Source organism: Anaerolineaceae bacterium oral taxon 439 (assembly GCA_001717545.1).
Classification (GTDB): Bacteria; Chloroflexota; Anaerolineae; order Anaerolineales; family Anaerolineaceae; genus Flexilinea.
Genome location: CP017039.1, coordinates 2,060,138 through 2,080,982 on the forward strand (window position 1 = coordinate 2,060,138; position 20,845 = coordinate 2,080,982).

The 20,845-nt window shown below is 51.2% G+C and carries 17 protein-coding genes; 8 read left to right on the forward strand and 9 right to left on the reverse strand.

Features of this window, described 5'->3' with window-relative positions:
- Positions 1 to 38: 38 nt before the first annotated feature.
- Together BEQ56_09170 and BEQ56_09175 are read right to left on the reverse strand one after the other, a co-directional pair.
- Entirely contained in the window at positions 39 to 716 is a 678-nt protein-coding gene (locus tag BEQ56_09170) for a hypothetical protein (GenBank protein AOH43629.1), read from the reverse strand.
- A gap of 51 nt (positions 717 to 767) precedes the next feature.
- On the reverse strand, positions 768 to 2,171 hold the full coding sequence (locus BEQ56_09175; GenBank protein AOH44488.1) for a sugar transporter: 1,404 nt from the start codon (positions 2,169 to 2,171) through the stop codon (positions 768 to 770).
- 438 nt (positions 2,172 to 2,609) lie between these two features.
- On the opposite strand from BEQ56_09175, the gene BEQ56_09180 reads away from it, so the two are divergent.
- The 8 genes from BEQ56_09180 to BEQ56_09215 all read left to right on the forward strand — a co-directional run bounded on the left by BEQ56_09180 (position 2,610) and on the right by BEQ56_09215 (position 10,275).
- Entirely contained in the window at positions 2,610 to 3,350 is a 741-nt protein-coding gene (locus BEQ56_09180) for a methyltransferase (GenBank protein AOH44489.1), read from the forward strand.
- An 18-nt stretch (positions 3,351 to 3,368) separates the two neighbouring features.
- Complete coding sequence (locus BEQ56_09185) at positions 3,369 to 5,120, forward strand: cysteine ABC transporter ATP-binding protein (GenBank protein ID AOH43630.1); 1,752 nt, start codon at positions 3,369 to 3,371, stop codon at positions 5,118 to 5,120.
- 44 nt (positions 5,121 to 5,164) lie between these two features.
- Positions 5,165 to 6,787: an ABC transporter ATP-binding protein gene (locus BEQ56_09190; protein AOH44490.1), complete on the forward strand. Its 1,623-nt coding sequence runs from the start codon at positions 5,165 to 5,167 to the stop codon at positions 6,785 to 6,787.
- 3 nt (positions 6,788 to 6,790) lie between these two features.
- On the forward strand, positions 6,791 to 7,141 hold the full coding sequence (locus BEQ56_09195; protein ID AOH43631.1) for a hypothetical protein: 351 nt from the start codon (positions 6,791 to 6,793) through the stop codon (positions 7,139 to 7,141).
- Positions 7,138 to 7,551 (forward strand): hypothetical protein, encoded by a 414-nt coding sequence (locus BEQ56_09200; protein AOH43632.1) that lies wholly within the window; start codon positions 7,138 to 7,140, stop codon positions 7,549 to 7,551. The genes BEQ56_09195 and BEQ56_09200 overlap by 4 nt, the downstream gene beginning before the upstream one ends.
- A gap of 112 nt (positions 7,552 to 7,663) precedes the next feature.
- A complete protein-coding gene (locus BEQ56_09205; GenBank protein ID AOH43633.1) occupies positions 7,664 to 8,206 on the forward strand; it encodes a hypothetical protein in 543 nt (180 codons plus the stop codon).
- A 21-nt stretch (positions 8,207 to 8,227) separates the two neighbouring features.
- On the forward strand, positions 8,228 to 9,274 hold the full coding sequence (locus BEQ56_09210; GenBank protein AOH43634.1) for a hypothetical protein: 1,047 nt from the start codon (positions 8,228 to 8,230) through the stop codon (positions 9,272 to 9,274).
- 47 nt (positions 9,275 to 9,321) lie between these two features.
- Positions 9,322 to 10,275, forward strand: a complete 954-nt coding sequence (locus BEQ56_09215; GenBank protein ID AOH43635.1) for a ribokinase — start codon at positions 9,322 to 9,324, stop codon at positions 10,273 to 10,275.
- An 88-nt stretch (positions 10,276 to 10,363) separates the two neighbouring features.
- Here the strand turns inward: BEQ56_09215 and BEQ56_09220 are convergent, their stop codons facing one another.
- The 7 genes from BEQ56_09220 to BEQ56_09250 form a co-directional block, all read right to left on the reverse strand.
- Positions 10,364 to 12,124, reverse strand: a complete 1,761-nt coding sequence (locus tag BEQ56_09220; GenBank protein ID AOH43636.1) for an arginine--tRNA ligase — start codon at positions 12,122 to 12,124, stop codon at positions 10,364 to 10,366.
- 146 nt (positions 12,125 to 12,270) lie between these two features.
- Positions 12,271 to 12,531, reverse strand: a complete 261-nt coding sequence (locus BEQ56_09225; GenBank protein ID AOH43637.1) for a 30S ribosomal protein S20 — start codon at positions 12,529 to 12,531, stop codon at positions 12,271 to 12,273.
- A gap of 473 nt (positions 12,532 to 13,004) precedes the next feature.
- Positions 13,005 to 15,560 (reverse strand): hypothetical protein, encoded by a 2,556-nt coding sequence (locus BEQ56_09230; protein AOH43638.1) that lies wholly within the window; start codon positions 15,558 to 15,560, stop codon positions 13,005 to 13,007.
- Between the two features lie 17 nt (positions 15,561 to 15,577).
- Complete coding sequence (locus BEQ56_09235; protein ID AOH43639.1) at positions 15,578 to 16,573, reverse strand: AAA family ATPase; 996 nt, start codon at positions 16,571 to 16,573, stop codon at positions 15,578 to 15,580.
- Between the two features lie 186 nt (positions 16,574 to 16,759).
- Complete coding sequence (locus BEQ56_09240; protein AOH43640.1) at positions 16,760 to 18,283, reverse strand: glutamine-hydrolyzing GMP synthase; 1,524 nt, start codon at positions 18,281 to 18,283, stop codon at positions 16,760 to 16,762.
- Between the two features lie 26 nt (positions 18,284 to 18,309).
- Complete coding sequence (locus tag BEQ56_09245) at positions 18,310 to 18,894, reverse strand: xanthine phosphoribosyltransferase (protein ID AOH44491.1); 585 nt, start codon at positions 18,892 to 18,894, stop codon at positions 18,310 to 18,312.
- Positions 18,895 to 19,056: 162 nt separating this feature from the next.
- Positions 19,057 to 20,778: a hypothetical protein gene (locus BEQ56_09250; protein ID AOH43641.1), complete on the reverse strand. Its 1,722-nt coding sequence runs from the start codon at positions 20,776 to 20,778 to the stop codon at positions 19,057 to 19,059.
- Between the last annotated feature and the right edge of the window lie 67 nt (positions 20,779 to 20,845).

Here is a 20,845-nt window from a genome sequence, read left to right on the forward strand (position 1 = left end):
CCTGCCCGGGCGCCCGAACCAGCGGGCGGAAGCCGAAGCTACGCCGTTACGACCGAAAACGCCATCATGACGAACGCCTGAACGAAATGAATCGTCCAGGGCCAGAACGTTCCGCGCGTATCGAGCATCGCACGCGCAGACAGCGTCCCCTGCACCGCGCCGATCAGCAACCCGAAAACTCCGCCCAGCATCGGGAAATAATAACCCGACAACGCAGAAAATACAACACAGAATACCATGATTCCGCCGCTCCGAACGTTAGCGTCCTTTCCCAGCGTAATCAGAGAATAGCGAAAAAAAATTTCCATCGCCGCCGCGTACAGTCCCGCCAGAACGAGCGTCATCAGCAGCTCGCCAATTCGGAACGAAAAAACCGCCGTCCCCGGAAGCGAGAAAATTTTCAATAAGACCGTCAGCGCGGCGGGAACAAGCGCAGCAATCCTGCCGGAGGAAAACCAGTCGGCTGACTTCGGAAGCCTGAAAAAGCCCGGAGCCTGAATCTCCCCATGAAGCTTCCGGAAATCAATATACGCCCAACGGTTTTCCTGGCTCGTCAGCAACTCGGTCAGAACCAGGATGATCGCGGCGAGCGCCAGAATTGAAAGCGTGTAGCCCGTAAAAAGGTTCAGATAAGAGTTGACAAAAATATCCGAACGAACGGCTGGAACGCGCCATAGCATCAGCATCCAGGCCGTAACGAGGAACAGCGCCAGCAATAATACCAGAAATCTTGTTTGCTTACTCATGCCGATCCGTCAGCTCCCTCTCTACTGCGCCTGCGCTCGCCGTTCCGCCAGGTCCGCCTGAATCGTCGCGTACCGATCCTCATTAATAACATACTTCCGCCGGTAAATCAGGTAGCTTACGACAATACAAATCATCGGAAAAATAAACATCGCGAACCGGAACAGGTTCATCCCGTTCGCGGTCATGTCCGCGGGCGTCAGCGCTTCCTTCATCCCGGACAGAATCACGGTTATCCCGACGATCCCGCTCGCGAGCGACGAGGCAACTTTGAAAATAAACGGCTGAAGCGAGACCGTCACCGATTCGTTCCGCTTCCCGTTTTTCCATTCTCCATACTCGACGCAATCCGAAATCTGCATCAGCATAATCAGCTGAATCGCGGCGTCACCAATAAATATCAGCAGCCCGCCGGCGGCAACGCCGATAACCGTCCCTGGAGGCGCCGCCAGGAAAACGACGTACCCGACTAAAATAATCACGGTCGCCGCCGCGTAGATTGGCTCGCGCTTAAATTTCCGCCGGACGAACGGAAATATCAGGAGCGACAAAATCTGAGCCACGCCGAGAATCAACCCGAAAACCGGATACATATTCAAATCGCCCTGATAGTACTTGAAATAATACTGACCGAAAGACGTCGTCGTCGTATAGCCCGTATGAAACAGCGTCATCGCCAGAACGACCCACAGCAGCTGATCATTTTTCAGGATAATCGGCAGCAGGTCGCGGATCTTCGTTTTATTCTCGTCCGAAACCTCGGCCGCCGTTTCTTCCTTTACGAAGACCAGCGTCACCATCTGAAACGCAATCATAATTCCACAAACGATGACGGAAAGCCAGAAATACCCCAGCTGAAGCGAACCGGCGGCCCTTCCGAGCGCTTCGGTAATCGGCGTGATACAAACAACCATGCCAAAAAGGCCGATATTCGCGCAGATCCGCGCGACCGCTCCGATCCGCTCGCGTTCCTTCTGGTCCCGGCTTAACGCAGGGAGCATCGACCAGTACGAAATATCGTTAGCCGTGAAGCTGATCTCCCAAAGGAGATAGACGAGCAGGAAAATCAGGACATACTCCATCCCATGCAGGTGAAAATCCGTAAACATCAGGACCGACATCACCGCGGACGTCAGAACGCCGAAGAGAATCCACGGCTTGAATTTCCCCCAACGCGACTTCGTGTTATCGACGAGAATCCCCATGAACGGGTCGTTGAACGCGTCGAACGCCTTCGTAAAAATAATCGCCGCCGTAACCCACCACATCGTCGCCGTCGGAACGCGCAGCACGTCGGTCAGATAAAACATCAAGTACATGCTGATCATCGTGTATACCGCGTCGCGGCCAATCGTTCCGATCCCGAAACCGAAACGGTTTCGAATCCTTTGCCGACTGTCGTCGGTTCCCTGCTGATTTGGTTGCATCATATGATCTCCGTAAAACCTGACTGATCTAAGTAAAAGCGAACTACGAATGGAATAAGTATACGTCAGATCGCGCTTCCCGGCGGCGATATCCACTGAATCCGAAGCAGAGTATAATTAGAGGCGCCTAATTATTAGGTGTGTCTAATTATCAATCAGAGGCGCTTGATGATCAATCCGCATGGCAGCGTTTATCCGAATAATGGAGAGAGAAGCGGGGAACGGACGCGCCCTTTCGCGAGATAGAAAAGGAAGAAGATTGGAATGAAAAAGATTACGGTAAAAATTGACGGAATGTCCTGCGGCATGTGCGAAAGCTATATCAACGACGTCATCCGGCGCGCTTTTAAAGTTCGGAAAGTAACCTCCTCCCGCGCGAGGGGCGAAACGGTGATCCTGACGGAAAATGAAATTACGGAAGAGGAGCTCCGGAAAGCCCTGGCCCCGACCGGTTACACGTTCGTTGGCTATCGCTCCGAAGCGGTCGAAAAAGGCGGTCAAAAAAACCGGATTCGCGCCGCATACGAAAAGACCGGCGGCGACCACGATTTCTACGACGGAATGATAACCTGTTCAACAATTCCCGGAAAAATTGTCTGCCGTCTGGTCTGGGCGATGGGGGAAGAGGAGAGCCGGAAATATATCGACCTCTCGCTCTCCGCGATTCCCGGCGATTTTCAGGGTAAGCTGCTGGAAATTCCAGTGGGGACGGGCGTATTAACCATGCCGCTGTACCGTAAGCTCAGCAGCGCGGAAATTACCTGCATGGATGATTCGCCGGATATGATCGTCCGCGCTGAACGCCGCGCGAACGCGATGCAGCTCTCAAACGTTTCGTTCCGGCAGGGCGACGTCGGCGCGCTCCCGTTCGAAAATGAAAGCTTCGATATCGTGCTGTCGCAGAACGGATTTCATGCGTTCCCGGACAAAGAAGCAGCCTGGAAAGAAACGTACCGCGTCCTGAAACCCGGCGGAACGTTCTGCGGCTGTTTTTACGTGAAGGGCGAAGTCTCCCGAACCGATCGCCTGATCAACCGGTTTTACGTTAAAAAAGGCTACTTCAGCCCACCGTTCGAAACGATGGAGAGCCTGAATACGCGGCTGAACTCGCTCTACGCGGAAACGAAGCTCGGTTCCGTCAAGTCGATCGCGTACTTCTCCTGCGTTAAAAAACGCTGAGCCGGGTGGGAACAGCGAATGATCAACAAACGGCTGATCGGAATTGTCCCGGAAAGTATGAAATTCATCATCGGCAATGTCGCTTATCAATGGTGTTCATTGGCGGCAAATATTGCGCTGATGACCGCGCTGGCAAACCTGCTGGCCGGACTGGCGGACGGAAGCGCGGATAAAAGCCTGTTCGGGATTACGCTTATCGGCGCCGCTGCCGCCGTCGCGATGAAATATACCTGCGCAATCCAGTCCTCACGGCTAAGCTTCCTCTCGTCGAAGAAGGTCAGGAAAACGATTCGCGGTCTGATTTACGAAAAACTGCTCCGATTAGGGAGCGACTATAAAGAGCGGACGAAAACGTCCGAAATTGTGCAGCTTGCCGTTGAAGGCGTCGAGCAGTTAGAAACGTACTTCGGCGCGTACCTTCCGCAATTTTTCTACGCGATGGCAGCGCCGCTGACGCTCTTCGCCGTCACCGCTTTCATCAACCTCCCTTCCGCGATTATCCTTTTCGTCTGCGTCCCGCTGATCCCGATCGCGATCGCGGCCGTCCAGGCCTGGGCAAAAAAACTCCTCTCGAAATACTGGGGACAGTACACAGCGCTCGGCGATGTCTTCCTCGAAAACCTCCAGGGACTGACGACGCTCAAGATTTATCAGGCAGACGAATTTAAAAACGCCGAGATGAACGAAGAGGCGGAAAAATTCCGTAAAATCACGATGAAGGTTCTCGTCATGCAGCTCAACTCGATCACGATCATGGATCTCGTCGCCTACGGCGGCGCGGCGCTCGGGATTATCCTGGCGACGACGCAGTACGCCGCCGGGAACGTCTCGCTTGCCGGCTGCCTGCTGATCCTGCTGCTGTCCGCCGATTTCTTTATCCCCATGCGCCAGCTCGGCTCCTTCTTCCATATCGCGATGAACGGAATGGCCGCCAGCGGGAAAATATTCGCGCTTCTCGACCTGGACGAACCGGCGAAGGGAACGATCCGTGGAATTCCTGAAGACAGCGGAATCGTCGTTTCCGATTTGAACTTCGCCTACGAAACGGATCGGGGAATCCTGAGCGGCGTCGCGCTGCGCTTCCCGTTCGGAAGCTTCAGCGCGATTGTCGGCGAATCCGGCTGCGGAAAGTCGACGGTCGCCGCGATCCTGATGGGAAGAAAGAAGAACTATACCGGAACGGTAACGATCGGCGGCGAAGACCTGAAGCGAATCGACGAGGCGGAGCTGAACCGCCGGATCACGTACGTCAGCCACAGCGCCTATCTTTTTAAAGGAACCGTACGCGATAATTTACGAATGGGCCGCACGAACGCGACCGACGCCGAATGCTGGAATGCGCTCGAGCAGGTCCATCTGGCCGATTTCCTTAAATCTGAAAACGGGCTGGACACGGCGCTGACCGAGAAAGCGTCGAACTTCTCCGGCGGCCAGTGCCAGCGGCTGGCGCTGGCGCGGGCGCTGCTGCATGACAGCCCGATTTATATTTTCGACGAAGCAACGTCGAATATCGACGTCGATAGCGAAAGCGCAATCCTCGAAAAAATATACGCGCTGGCGAAAACGAAGACGGTTATCCTGATATCGCATCGATTAGCCGCCGTCGTTCCCGCGGATCGGATTTACGTCATGGACCGCGGCAGCGTCGCAGAGGCAGGAACGCATCCACAGCTTCTCAGCCATCACGGCCTGTATCAGAAGCTCTGGACAACGCAGCAGGAGCTCGAACGACTCGGGCTCCAGGAAGACGCACGGAGGGAAACGCATTGAACCAGAATAAAACGCAGCTCAGCCGCCGAAGCGGCCTCGCCGTCATGGCGCGGCTGGTCGGACTGGTCAAACCGCTTTCAGGTTATATGGCGCTGGCGATCCTGATGGGATGGCTGGGGCATCTTTGCGCCGCGATGATTACCGTTTTCGGCGCGATGATCATCCTGAGAATAGCCTCCGGTTCGCCGACGCCGCTTTTTCTTACGGCGATCGTTGTTTTCGCCATCCTTCGGACCGGACTCCGATACGGGGAACAGGCCTGCAACCACTTTATCGCGTTCAAGCTGCTGGCGCTGATCCGCGATCAGGTCTTCCGCGCCCTCCGGCGGCTCAGTCCGGCAAAGTTGGACGGGCGGGATAAAGGCGACCTGATCGCGGTTATAACGTCGGATATCGAGCTCCTCGAGGTCTTCTATGCGCATACGATTTCTCCGGCGGCCATCTGGCTGCTGTTTACCATAACGATGACCTTTTTTATCGGCAGATTTCATGCGTTCCTGGGCCTTCTGGCGCTGGCCGCTTATCTGACCGTCGGGCTCGCAGTTCCGATCGCCGCTTCGAATCGGAACGGGAACGACGGGATGAAATTCCGCGCAAAAGCCGGCGAACTGAGCGCCTTTGTGCTCGACAGCCTGCGCGGTCTTCCCGAAACGATTCAATACGGGCAGGGCGCATCCCGCAAAGCGGCGATCGATCAGAAATCCGACGCGTTGTCGGACGACGAAGCACGGATGAAAAAAATCGCAGCGATAAATCAGGCGGAAGCGCAGCTGATCATCCTGTGCTTCGATTTACTGATGCTCTTTGCGGCTGCCGTCCTCTTCCGACGCGGAAGCATTGATTTCAGCGGCGTCCTCATCCCGACGGTCGCGCTGTTCGCGTCGTTCGGGCCTTCGATCGCGCTCGCCGGACTCGGAACCACGCTTCAGAATACCTTTGCGGCTGGGAACCGCGTTCTCGACGTTCTGGACGAAGAACCGCTGATTCAGGAAATTAACGGCAACCCACCCGTGAGCTTCAGCGGAGCCGCCGCTGAAAACGTATCGTTTTCCTACGCGGAAGAAGAAATCCTGAAGAACGTTTCGGTCGAAATCCCTTCCGGATCGATTATCGGAATTACCGGACGGAGCGGAAGCGGAAAATCGACGCTGCTGAAGCTCTTCATGCGCTTTCGCGACCCGGATTCGGGAACGGTTAAAATCTCGGACAGACCCGTCAACCGGATCGATACGGCGAACCTGCGCGAAATCGAAAGCTTCGTCACGCAGGAAACCCACCTTTTCCACGACAGTATCCGAAACAACCTTCGCATTGCGAAATTGGACGCAAGCGACGCCGAAATCGAAGCTGCCTGCCGGATGGCCTCCGTACATGACTTCATCCTGACGCTCCCGAAAGGATACGATACGCCGGTCGGCGAACTCGGCGATACACTGTCCGGCGGCGAACGCCAGCGGCTCGGACTGGCCCGCGCGTTTCTGCACAACGCGCCTTTCCTCCTCCTGGACGAGCCGACCAGCAATCTCGACAGCCTCAACGAAGCCGTCATCCTGAAATCGCTCCAGTCGGAACGCGCCGGGAAGACGATCGCTCTCGTATCGCACCGGCAATCGACGGTGCGGATCGCCGATCATGTCGTTTCCGTCGACCACGGGAGACTCAGTTAGACGATGGGAAAAACCGTTTCCATCGCCGAAAAACGCGCGCTTGAGCAGGGGATCGTCTCGCGCATGATTAAAATTTATTGCCATAAAATGCATGGGACGAAGGCTGGTTTATGCGCCGAATGCGCCGAGCTGGAGACCTACGCAAAGTCGCGATCGGAACGCTGCCCGTTTATTGAGACGAAAACATTCTGTTCGAACTGCAAGGCGCCTTGTTATAAACCAGCCATGCGTGAAAAAATCCGGATCGTCATGCGTTCCGCCGGACCCTGGATGATTTTCTATGATCCGAAAGCGACGCTGCGTCACCTTATCGAATCTATCAAAGAAAAAAGGAATCTGAGAAACGCTCCATGAACCTGAAACGAACGATTTATCTGGTCCTCGGATTTATCTGCTTAGGCGCCGGCTGTGTCGGCGTCGTGCTGCCGCTCCTGCCGTCCTTCCCGTTTTTCGTCGGGACCGCCTTTTTCTTCGCGAAATCGTCGGACAGGCTGCACCGTTGGTTCCGAGGGACTTCCCTGTACAAAGAACATCTTGAACCATTCCTGAATAAAAAAGGCATGACCGTTCAAACGAAAATCCGCATAATCGTCATGGTCACGATCCTGATGACGTTCGGGTTTATCATGATGAAAAACGTGCCGATCGGCAGGATCATTCTCGCGACCGTCTGGCTCGGGCATATCGTATACTTCGTTTTCGGCGTCAGGAAATTCGAAAAGGATCCGGTCCCGGAAATCCCCCGTCCCCAGCCCGAAACGTAAAGGCTCCGAACGTCTTACGGCCCGCCGCGGTCCGAAACGTCTTTTTCTGATTATAATTTTCCCGGGAATGATTTTTTTCAGCTGCTGAAACGGTTGATTAAGGAGAGACGGCGTGGCGAGCATTTCGGAACGATTGAATCGCGCCCTGCGGTACGGGTATCAGGAATATTTTGGCGAAAGCGAGCTGATCCGGTTTCAGCGCCTGACCCCTGTCGGCGGGGCAAAATCAGATCTGATTCAAATCGCCTCCCACCTGCTGTCCTTCGTGTCGCTTCCGGAGGCCGAAGGCGCGGGGATCGCGATCGGAAGGTTCGCGTTTCCGAGAATCAGGACCGAATTTAACGATATGCTCCGCTTTTCGGAAGCGCGTTTCCGAATTCTTACGCCCGCTGAGCGCGTCCGAAGCGGGATAAGCCGTCTTATCGACGACGTTTTTTGTCCCGGGGGCTTCCCTGTTCTGCGCGCCGAGACGGCGGAGGCGTTCGAATTCGAGCCTCAGGCCAATTCGACGGATCCCTCGGATCATGTCGCCGCCGCGCTGCTCTGCGGCGTCCTGCTGGAAAGCTGCGCTGAGCTGACCGGTGGGAAAATGGTTCGCTGCGAATGGATAGAACGGAACGGTTTTCGACTGTTCTTTGATCCATTAAATCATTAGTATTCAGGAGTCTGTAAAGGAATGCTGCAAAAAGTTTTAGCCGTGATTTTAGTGATCGCCTGCCTGACCGTTTCGTCCGTTTTCGCGGATGATGCGACGCTCGACGTCCTGGTTTACGATTCATACGCCGTAAGCGAAGACCTCGTCGCCGCCTTCGAATCCGCGAATCAGGTCAGGCTGCAATTTATTGAAGCCGGAGACGGGACCGAACTCCTCAACCGCGCTATTTTAACCAAAGACGCGCCCTTAGCCGACGTCATCCTCGGAATCAACAGTGTCCTCGTCGCGCGAGCGCTTGAAAACGACCTTCTTGAACCGTACGCCGCGCCGGCGCTGGATTCGATCGACGACAAATTCAAAGTCGACGCCGAAAATCGCGCGCTCCCGTTCGATCATGCCGGGATCTGCCTGAATTACGATACCGCTTATTTTGAAACGAACGGGCTGGACGTTCCCGCTTCGCTCGAAGAGCTTGCCGATCCGAAGTATAAAGGCATGCTGGCGATCGAGAGCCCGGTTTCTTCAACGCCGGGGCTCGCGTTCATGCTGCTGACGATCGACGTTTTTGGCGAAAACGGCTTCCTCGACTATTGGAAATTGCTGGTCGAGAACGGCGCCGAAATCGTTCCGGACTGGTCGACCGCCTATTATACGAACTTTACCGCCGGCGGTGGCGACGGGCATCAGCCAATGGTCGTTTCATACGACGCCAGTCCTGCGGCCGCGCCGTTTTACGCGGAAGAACCAATGGAAAAAGCGCCGACCGCCGCGATTGTCGCCGATAAAACCTGTTTCAATATGATTGAATATATCGGAATCCTTAAAGGCACGGATCAGGCTGCTCTGGCGCGTAAATTTGTCGACGCTGTCCTGAGCCCCGAATGGCAGTCGGACTTACCGGGTCAGATGTTCGTGTACCCGGTTAACAGCGAAGCGACGGTTCCTGAACTGTTCGAGACATTCGCGCCGGCCCCGAGGAATCCGGTCATGATGGATCCGGCACTTGTCGCCGCCAGCTTCGAAAAATGGCTCCAGCTATGGAGCGGTTCGGTTCAGCTGAACCCATAGGCCAATGAATTGAAACTGAATTAAGAGAGGTAAGGAAACCTGTTATCATGTCTATCGTCTGTTCCGGCTCTGTCGCCTACGACTATCTAATGCGCTTTCCCGGTCGCTTCAAAGATCATATCCTTCCGGAGCATCTGGCAAATGTCAGTCTGTCGTTTCTCGTGGACGACATGACCAAGCTTCGCGGCGGCATCGCCCCGAATATCAGTTACTCGTTTGCGCTCCTGGGCCAGAAGCCAATCCTGTTCGCCGCGGTCGGCGAAGACTTCGCCGACTATCGGCAATGGCTGACAGAGCATGGCGTCGACTGCGCGTTCGCTCGCGTTATTCCGGGAAAATACACCGCCAGCTTCTTCGCCAATACCGACCTCTCGAACGCCCAGATCGCGTCGTTCTACTCTGGCGCGATGGCCAATTCCGGGGATATCAAGCTTTCGGAGCTGGATCCGGCGGACGTCGAGCTGTTTATTATTTCCCCGTCCGACCCTGTCGCCATGATAGGCTACGCGAAACAGGCTAAGGAGCTGGGAATCCCTTACGCTTTCGACCCATCGCAGCAAATCATCCGCATGAATAAAGAGCAGCTGCGCGAAGGAATTGTCGGCGCGAAATTCCTTTTCTGCAACGAGTATGAGTTTGAACTGCTCAAAAAGCATAGCGAATGGAGCGAGGCAGAAATCCTGAGCCAGACCGAAATTACGGTGATTACGCTCGGGGAAGAAGGATCGCGGATTATCGCGAACGGAACCGAGTTCCTCGCGCCGATTTACCCTGCGAAGAGGATCGCTGATCCGACCGGGGTCGGGGACGCCTACCGCTCCGGATTCCTGACCGGCTACTATAAGGGGTTCCCGCTCGAAATCTGCGGAAAGATGGGCGCGCTCGTCTCGACCTATGTCCTGGAGCAGGTCGGCACGCAGACGCATTCGTTCACAATCGATGAATTCAAGACGCGTTTCCGGGAGCGCTGGGACGATCAGGGCGCGCTGGACGCGCTGTAAGAAGTTAAGTTAAAGCGGCCCCCGTTCGTAGGGGCCGCTTTTCTGTATGGCATGTTGACGGCGCATGAGGGCAGGTAGTACACCGCCACTACATCACATCCGGCGTCTCGATCCCCAGCACGGCCAGACTGTTGACAATCGCCTGACGCGCGGCGGCGGTTAACCGCAGTCGAAAATCGCGCACGGATCCCTTCGCCTTCATAACCGGACAAACACGATAAAACTCGTTAAACGTTTTCGCCAGATCAAACGCCAGCGACGCGACGTACAGCGGCTTCATTTCATTCGCCGAACGCAGAATCTCTTTCGGCAGCCGCGTCATCAGGTCGATCAGCTCGATTTCAACCTCGCTCAAATCGTACGTCAGCGGCGCGCTTTCAGGAAACGGCGCTTCCGTCCGCTTCAGAATACTATTCGCGCGCACGGCGGCATATTGGATATACGGCGCGGCCTGACCGTTAAAGTCAAGCGCGGAAGCCCAGTCAAACGTGACGATCTTCGTATTATCACGGGAGACCATCGAGTATTTCAGCGCTCCCAGCGCGACCAGCTCCGCAACACGAACCTTTTCCGCTTCGCTCAGCGCATCATTCTTCTCCCGGACAATTTCCAGCGCCCGCGCTTTCGCCTCAGCCAGAAGATCGTTCAGGAAAACGACCGTCCCGTCCCGGGACGACATCGTCACGTTTCCGGGCAGATTGACGATTTCATATGATAAATGATAGCAGTCCTTCGTCCACGAATACCCCATCAGCTCAAGCGTCTTGAAAACCTGCGTCAGGTAGAGCGATTGGCGGACGTCGATAACGTAGACCGACCGATCGAGCTTGAACTCAGCGAATTTCTGAATCGCCAGCGCCAGATCCTTCGTCGCGTAAAGCGACGTCCCGTCCGAACGTAAAACGACTAAAACGCGATACTTGTCCTTCGTCCCATATTTTTCATCCAGCTTGACGACGACCGCGTTTTCCGGGCGTTCGTCGTCCGCGATTCCCCGTTCGATCAGCTCGTCGACCACAACCTTCCCGGAATCTTCAACGTCGCTTTCAAAATAATAATGATCAAAACCAACGCCCAATGTCTTGAAGATTTCCTCAAAGCCGTCGACGCTCCATTGCCGCGTTTCTTTCCAAAGCGCGACAATCTCCGGATCGCGCCGGTCCCAGCGGGCGAAAAGCTCGCGAATCTCGCCGTCCGCGCCGGGTTCGCTTTCGGCGCGCTGCGACGCTTCCGTATATAAATCGCCCATCCAGCGGGTAATATCGCCCGTCGGCTTTTCCCCGGCATGATATTTCAGATAACACCACATCCATTTGATCACATGCAGCCCGATATCGCCTAAATATGTCGTACGAACAACGTCGTCGCCCCCGGCGTCGATCAGGTTACAGACAACGTTACCCAAAATGACGTTGCGCAGATGCCCGACGTGGAAAGATTTATGCGTATTCGGCTGCGCGAATTCAACCATCGTCCGCCGTCCACGCCTCGGCGCCCGTCCGAAGGCGGCGCCCTCTTCAAGAACAATATCAATAACGCGGCGCGCATACGCTTTCGAAGAAAAATACACGTTCAGATAACCCTTTATCGCCTCCGCGCGTTCGAATCCGATCGGAAGACTCAGCTCCGAAGCGACCTGCGCCGCGATTTCCTGCGCTTTCTGACCGATATTCGTTTTCTCGCCCCGCGCCTTCGCCGCGACCGCGACCGGCTGGAAGAATGAAGTCGACAAGCCCCAATTCCCACTGAACGGAATCCAGGACCATTGAATCGCCCCAAGCGGAACGCCCGCCTTGGCGCTCAGGATCTGAACCTGATTTGCTAATTCCTGCTGTTCTTTCTCAAACATGTTTTGTCTACCTGATCTCCCCGGTATCCCGGCTGAATTTCGCTTCTCATAATTATCAACAAAAAAGGGCTGATCCGTTCGAATGAACACAGCCCTCTTTCAGCGAACACAATCAACCCGAACCATGATCGGGTTGAATCGGAACTTTACGCCTTAGCGGCCAACTTTTTAACCAGCCGGCTCTTCTTCCGAGCAGCGTTGTTCTTATGCAGAACGCCCTTCTGAACGGCTCGATCCAACGCACGAACGGCGTTGAAAACCAGCGCTTCAGCGTCTTCGCTCGACTGCGCCACGGCAACGCGGGCCTTCGCCAACGCCGAACGCATCGGACCGCGAACCAGACGGTTGCGCAATCGGCGGGCTTCATTTTGCTTATTTCGCTTCTTCTGTGACTTAATATTAGCCATTGTACTGCCTACTCTCCCAAGTTTCTGGAACGTTGCGCCTGCCGCCGGCCGAGCCTTTCTATGACTTTTTTCTGGCTGCGGAAACGCCTTGAGGGTTGCCCGGAACTCTAGAACGGCAATAATTATCGCTGAGATGAATCAAAATGTCAACGGCATTCACGCCAAGCTTATGACTGATGTTCAGCCCCATTTGCGAGAAAAGCTGCTCTACTCCCACTCTTCTTATCCGTTTGTTCGACAGGGGCAAAACCTTTCAAAACAGGCGTTTGCCAGCAATTCACTTCCGTTCTGTCAGTAATAATCCGTATGGTTTTTCGATTTTTTCTCCCATTCCACTTCCAATTCCAGAAAGAAAAAGTCCTCTTATAGTAAAAACTTTATGATTCTGCAGACAGTTTCAACAGATGTAATAATAGCCAATATCATAGCACAGAAATCTCGCTCGGAATATTTATGTAAGTAAAATCCCGCCTTCATACTTTTATTCTTGGTGTAATTTTTTCAGCGATTCTGGCATAAACATCAATATCAATAGCGTCTTTAATTTCAAAGGAAACCATCAGTGCGTATGGCGTAATATCAAGACATTTTTCATCCGCATCACCACGACAGCTAACTTTGATTTGAATTGATTTTTCCTCATCCCAAATTACCGCTTCATCATTCTCATAAATTTCATGTTGCACAGTGCCTCGATTGGTTGCCTGCCAGTCGATATCAACTCTCGAATCTAGTAAATTTTTAATCCCATTTTCAATAGTAAACCAAAGATTAGTAGCACGATATTTTTGTCGTGTAGAAACCGTAGGAGGAAAATAAACTAAAGTCGCTGTTAAACGACGACAATTTTTTGTGCTGAAGTCAAATGGTAATGGCAAGTCATAAAGGAGTGCCTCTTCTATTTTCAAATCACCATAACCAATAAGAGTGATACGATTTTTAGTACATTCTATGGCTCGATTAATATCCGGCTTCCCATATCCAAGGTAGCGGTGTAGTTTGTTAGATATATCCCGCCTTGTCTTTAATTCAAGTGAAATTGCTAATATATTCGCTAAAAAACCCCATTCAGCACCATGCACTAACATTGCCTTAATCAACAAAGCTAAGTGAGCATCAGGAATTTGTTCGTTTTCGTTCTGAAACATGTCGAGTAAGGTATCATAGCATCTACTGGCTTCGTGAGAAATAAGTGCAGCAGCATTGCTTGTTCCGTATGTGTACATAATTTTATTTCCCATTCCACCAATAGATAATGGTGCAGCTGACGCAATTCCTGGCTTATTGGTTGGTGAAAACGGCCATTTAACAGTCGAATTTTTGCCTCTATTTACACTCATTCTTACATAACTTCGTCCGCCTGGATAAAGGATATCTGGTTTGACAGCTCTGTTCAGTCCCATACCAATTGCACTGTAAGCAGATGGCAACCCGTCTGAGCAAGGTATAGTTTGGTTAATATTCATATTTGAAGCAAGTGTAGCACTATCTTCAAATGTTGCCCCTACCGTCAATGCACTTATACTTTCAGCAGGAGATAACAGTCTTAGATTTCTAGATTTTCTATTTATATATTTAATAATTATATTATCACGATTCTTCATTGTTGAATTTGAAAAATCACTAAAATTCATACCTGTACCGATATCATCGATATGATTTCCTGCGCTTACAATAAATAGAACTCTATATTTCCAACTCAACCAATCCAACAATCTTGCAAGAGGGCTAATTATCCTATCAAATTGCCTATACGTTATTCCGATTGACAAATTAATAATTTTTATGGAAGGAGCAACTTCTTCTGCATCAGCTTCAAAAAGTCTTCTCACTGCAACATGTATCTTATCAACTAGAAGGCTGTTTGATGGGATTTCTTCACAAAAACCGTCAACAGTATTATATGGTCTCATAATAGGACGCACATATATTTTATGTGTTGTTGTATGGGTTGTTTCAGATAAATCACCGTGCGCAATTATTGAAGCCATCGATGTGCCATGCTTTCTTGCATCTGCGACATATCCAGCCGCATAGTTATCTGGATCATCTACAATCAAACGACCTTGTAGATAAGGATGGTTCTCCTGCGGTAAGCCATCGAAAAGAGCTATTATTGGCTCATCAGATATTTCCTCTGATGGCGGAATAATAAAATCTCCATCAAAGTATGTATCTTGAATAGCAACCGCTTGCCCAACCGGACGAAAAAACATAATCTGATCTGCTATTACAATTGATACGTCTTTATTTCCATTAATGATATCTTCTGCAGCCGCACGAGGTATAGATGCAAGTATTGAATGGTAAGCTATATCAGGTATTACGGAGCTACTTATAATTTCCCCGCCAAGAGCTCTAATCTTGTCCTTTAATTCCGCTTCAGCGACTATGCGTTTCTGTTCGTCTTTTCTAAAAAATAATTCAAGCTCGCAGTGTACTTTATCAGCATGAGGATCTTGCAACTCTTCTTGCCAAAATTCAAGGATATTTGTCTCTTCAATACGCTCTTTATACCCCCAAAAACGTATGTCTCGTAAATGTTTAAAGATATATTTCAAACCTGTTTTTCCATGTGGAAAAACTACATCTTCATCTTGACTATAGAGTTTCCATAACGACAGTATTTCTTCCATGGCTCGCACATTGGATAATACACAATATACCTTTCCGCTTAAGGCATCATCAGCCCGTGTACCATCCGATTTTAAGGTGAAAAAATCTTCATCAGTCTCAAATTCATCCGACACATCAAAAATCCATTCAATATTATCTCCGAAATTTTTTATAGCAGTATAAAAAGATTCAACATCTCCTATTACATCAAAAACAAGCGTCTTTTCTACTTCTATCGCGGCAGAAGTTTGTGTTAGCTTTAACACTGCATTCTGTAAATTTGTCATTTTAGGAGCAAGTCTTTGAATTTGTCTTCCGTGTGTGGGGTATTGTATTTTATCTGGGCCGCCATGGCGTTTTGCTCTTGAGGCCATATTTGGCTGACCAAAGAGAATTATAGGTCGTTTTGGCATTATTTATATCCTCCTTTTTATAAATGGTTTCCCGAGTCATCGTTTACCAGTGGGAGAAGAGACAACTCCCTTTGAGTGATGCTGCGTGGATTACCATCAGGAAAACGTAACACGAATTGCCGATAAACCGATAATCCGAATTCTTCTACTTCTGCATAGCTGCGTCCAAGCAATTTACGCGCTAAAGTCGATGGTGCTAAACCAAATGTGAAGCCATTTTGTGAATTCTTTTTCTCGAAAAGATAAAACCACTTTTCTAAATCCATTCGAGACGGTTTTGGTAGCTCCATCCGTATTTGAAATCTGCGCCAAGCAGCTTTGTCAAGTAGTGTGTCGTGGTTTGTAGCAGCAATAGCAATAACATAGCTCGGTAGAGCATCTATTTGGAGAAGGAGCGAACTTACTACACGCTTTATTTCCCCAGTTTCATGTATGTCGCCACGCTCCTTGCCAATTGTCTCAAATTCATCAAAGAATAAAACGCATTGTCGAGTCTTTGCATAGTCGAATAATTTGACAAGTCGCGATGCCGTCTCACCTAAATATGCTCCTATAAGACTTTCATATTTAACAGTTAGCAAAGGGAGCATTAAAGCCTCTGCTATTGCCTCTGCAAGAGATGTCTTTCCATTTCCAGGTGGCCCAATTAATAATATTCGATTGCGCGGTTCCAAACCGTATGAACGAAGCAAATCGGCTCTCATGTGTTCTTCAATTAGTGCATTACAGTTATCTATAATGCTTTGTGGCAATAACAATTGGTTTAATTTTTTTTCTGGAATTTTTTCGTATACGATATTTTCGCCGTTCCCATTGCGAGTAGAAGGCGTTATAGTATTTTTCATGGGATTCTTAGAGGACATATGTAGTATATCCTCAATTTTTTTTGCTACTACGTTATGTTGCTTAGATCGTTCCTCAGCACATATTGCTTCTACTGCTTTTCGGAAGTTGATATTATCGTTATTTAGTCCATACTTTATAATATCACATAAAAGGTCTGCTCTCGCCATTTTGAAACCTCCTTTCTTTATGGCCTATTTTTTTGTCTTTTAATTCGGCAGGTATCCCTACAAGATTTCCTTCGCAAAATTGAAAGAATGTCCTTTGGGCGAGATTACTTGGCTCCGATTTGCCGTTTTCCCAACGATTTACCGTGGTGTAATTAACGTTCAATGCTTGTGTTAGCTGCTGTTGACTCACTCCCACTCGATCGTCGCAGGCGGTTTATCCGTTACATCGTACACGACCCGATTCACCCCCGCGACTTCACTCGTAATTCTACGCGAAATTCTCCGCAGAACCTCGTCCGGCAATGGCACATACGAAGCTTTCATAAAATCCATCGTCTGAACCGCACGCAGAATAACCGTATGGTGATACGTTCTCGCCCCCTTTTCGACGCCAACGGAGCGATGATCGGATAAAACGGCGAAAAACTGACTCGGACGCAAATCGGCATCCGCAAGCTCCTCACGGAAAATCGCGTCCGCCTCGCGCAGCAGCTCAGCTTTCGCCCGGGTAACATCTCCCAAAATACGGATCGCTAACCCAGGACCCGGAAACGGCTGACGGTTAACGATCGACGACGGCAGCCCCATCAGCCGGCCTAACTGGCGGACTTCATCCTTAAATAAATACCGCAGCGGCTCGACTAAATCCTTAAAGCCGAGCTCCTTCGGCAGCCCGCCGACGTTATGATGCGATTTGATCAGGTTATTTTTACCGATTCCGCTTTCGATAACGTCAGGGTAGATCGTGCCCTGCGCTAAGAATTTTGCGCCGCCAACGCGCTGCGCCTGCTTGCTGAAAACTTTGATGAACTGCTCCCCGATAATTTTTCGCTTTTTCTCAGGATCGACGACGCCGGAGAGCTTCTTAAAGAAGCGCTCGGAGGCGTCGACCCGGACCAGCTTCAGCGATTTTCCCTGGAACGCCGCCTCGATTTCATCGCCTTCACCCTTGCGCATCAAGCCATGATCCACGAAGACACAGGTCAATTGATTCGGGACAGCCGCAGACAGAATCGCGGCGACAACAGAGCTATCGAGCCCGCCGGAAAGCGCCAACAGGATTCTTTCTTTCCCAACGGTATGCTTGATCGATTTAATCTGATTATTCAGGTAATCATCAATCGTAAACGATCCCTCCGCGCCGCAGATCCCGAACAGGAACCGTTCGAGCATTCGCCTTCCCGAAGCGGTTTCCTCCGCTTCAAGAAAAAACTGCGTTCCGTAGAGCTTCGCGGCGTCGTTTTCGAACGCAGCAACATTCAAATCCTGCATACTGGCAGTTGAGCGAAATCCGTCCGGAAGCTTCTCAATTCGCGCCACATGATCAAAATAAACCGGCTGAGCCTCGTCCAGATTCGAAAAAAGCGGCGAAGACGCGTCAACGCGAATTTCCGCCGCCGAACCCGGTGAATCCAACGGGATAACCGTTCCTCCCAGCTGCGCCGCCATGAGCTGCGCGCCGAGGCCAATCCCGAGGATCGGGATTCCTGATTTATACAGGCTCTTCTCCGGAAAAACGATATCCGAATCCAGAATTGATTTCCCACCGCCGACGAGAATAATCCCGATCGGATTCATTTTTCTGATCTTATCAGCATGGGTTTCGACCGGCAGAATTTCCGAATAAACCGAAAGCTCGCGAACGCGGCGCGCGATGGTATCGCGATAACGCCCGCCAAAATTGAGAATAACAATCGTTTGCTGGTCCATATGAGCTCCTGAATAACCGCGCCGCGTTAGTCTGACTGTGAACGAAAGATAATTTCGCCCTGCGGATTCATCGCATCAATAATCGCCAGCGATTCGACGCGATACCCCTGATTCCGGAGGTTCTTTCCGCCGGCCTGGAATCCCTTTTCGATCGCAATCCCACATCCGACAACCACCGCGCCGGCATCCTCAACCATGCCGACGAGACCCTTGAGCGCCTGCCCCTGCGCGAGGAAATCGTCGATAATCAGGACGCGATCGCCTCTGTTCAAAAATTTCCTGGAAATAATAACCGTGTAAGTAATTCCGGACGTAAACGATTCAACCGCAGCGGAATAAACCTCGCCTTCAATATTTTTCGTTCGATTTTTTTTCGCGAAAACGGCCGGGACGTTAAACTCGCGAGCGACCGAAACCGCGATCGCAATTCCGGAAGACTCAATTGTCAGAATCTTCGTAACCCCCTGATCTTTAAAGAGACGGTAAAATTCTTTTCCGAGTTCGTCGAGAAGCTTTACGTCAAGCTGATGATTCAAAAAACTGTCAACCTTCAGGATCGTTCCGTTCCGGACAACGCCGTCTCTCCTGATTCGCTCTTCAAGTAATCTCACCTTTTCCTCCAAAACCATTAACGCAACGAGGCCATCTATTAAATTTCAAAAAAACCTGTACGAATATTTTACCAACCCATCAGGACGATAATTCAATCGTCTCAATCTGTCATGACAGGCTGAAGACGGATAAATCGCCTTCGGTTCGTTCGCCTCCGACGCTCATTTAAGGATCCGAAGCGTCATCGGAGCGATCAGGATCTTTGAAGACAGGGAAGGCGTTTCGATGTCCTCGCCGGTCATCAGATCGTGCAAAATTCCCTTTCGAAGCGATTCCGGCGGACTGATCGCCGCTTCCGCATCGCTGTTATTGACAGCGCAAAGAATCGACACGTTCCCAAAATCACGCTGATAGACAAAAACTCCCGGTTCCTGAGTAAAGACCGTTTTGAAGCTGCCGAATCGAAGCGCCGGCTCGCATTTCCGCAGCGCAATCAATTTTTTATACAAAACGAGCGTCTCCTGATCCTGCCGCGACGCGTCCCAGATCATCCCGCGGCGGCAGTCCGGATCCGGCCCGCCGCTCAGCCCAACTTCGTCGCCGTAAAAAATCGACGGCGACCCGACGAACGTCATCTGGAACCCAACCGCCAGACGGTGGCGGCGCCGATCGTTCCCCGCGTCGTATAAAAACCGCGGCGTATCATGGCTGTCGAGCAGATTGAACATGACCTGATTGGTGACGTCCGCATAACTGGAAAGCATATGATTGATCCGCGAAGAAAAAGCGGCCGCGCCAATACGCCGATTCGCGAAAAAGTCGCGCGCCGCTTCGCGGAAAGCGTAATTCATCGCCGTATCGAATTTATCTCCCTGCGTCAGGTAACGCGAGGCGTCCCGCCATGTTTCGGCGATCAGGATCGCCTCCGGGAATTCGGCTTTTACCGCACGGCGTACCTCGCTCCAGGTCGTAAGCTGAACCTCGTCGGCGACGTCAAGACGCCACCCATCGATTTTTCCCTCGCGGAGCCAGAACAGCATAACCTCAATAACGAAATCCCGGACCGGACGGTAATCCGTATTCAGCTTGGGCATATGCGCCCTATCGGCGAAAGCTTCATACGTCAGGATCTCGCCGCCTTCTCCGCGATCGACAGGAAGAAACCAGCGAAAATACTCCGACGCCTCTCTTCTGGCTAAAAAATCCATAAACGGATGAAACTTCCGGCTGCTATGATTAAAAACGCCGTCTAAAACGACGCGGATCCCGAACGAATGCGCCTTAGCGACGAACGCATGAAAATCCGCCATCGTTCCAAAATCAGGGTCAATCGTGAAGTAATCGGTCGTCGCATATTTATGATTACATTCTGCATGAAAAATCGGATTCAGATAAATACAGTCCACGCCTAACGCCGAGATCCAGGGAAGCCTCTCGGTAATCCCGGGCAGATCCCCGCCCCAATAGTCATCCAGACTGGGTTTTTCATCCCAATCCCGATAATCATCCCGATTTTTCTGATTCAAACTCCGATAGAAGCGGTCGGGGAAAATCTGATAATAAACGATCCCCTTTGCCCAGTCCGGCGGTCGAACGCAGTCATTTTCGTTCGTATACTGATACTCGAAAAAACCGTCCTCAGGAACGCCGTCGCTGAATCCATACTCGCTGAGATAGATCTTCCGATGATCCTGATCCGTTAATTCAAAGTAATAACACAGGAACCGCGCTGGCGAATCAAACTTAAGAATCGCGCGATAATCGTCGGTATAAGCGTCTCGATACGCGATCTGGAGCGGCTGAGTCAGCGCAGTCGAAGGAGATCGATAGCGGCTGAAATAAACGAAACGAACGCTCGTAAGGTCATCCTTAGCGCAGCGCAGCCGAATCGCAAGTTCAGTCCGAGTCAACGGTATAACGAATTCATAGTTTGTACGATGCATTATGGCGGAAAAGTTCATTCAGGGAAAACTCCTCCCGGACGGGTTTCGTTGGATCGGCGCCTTGATA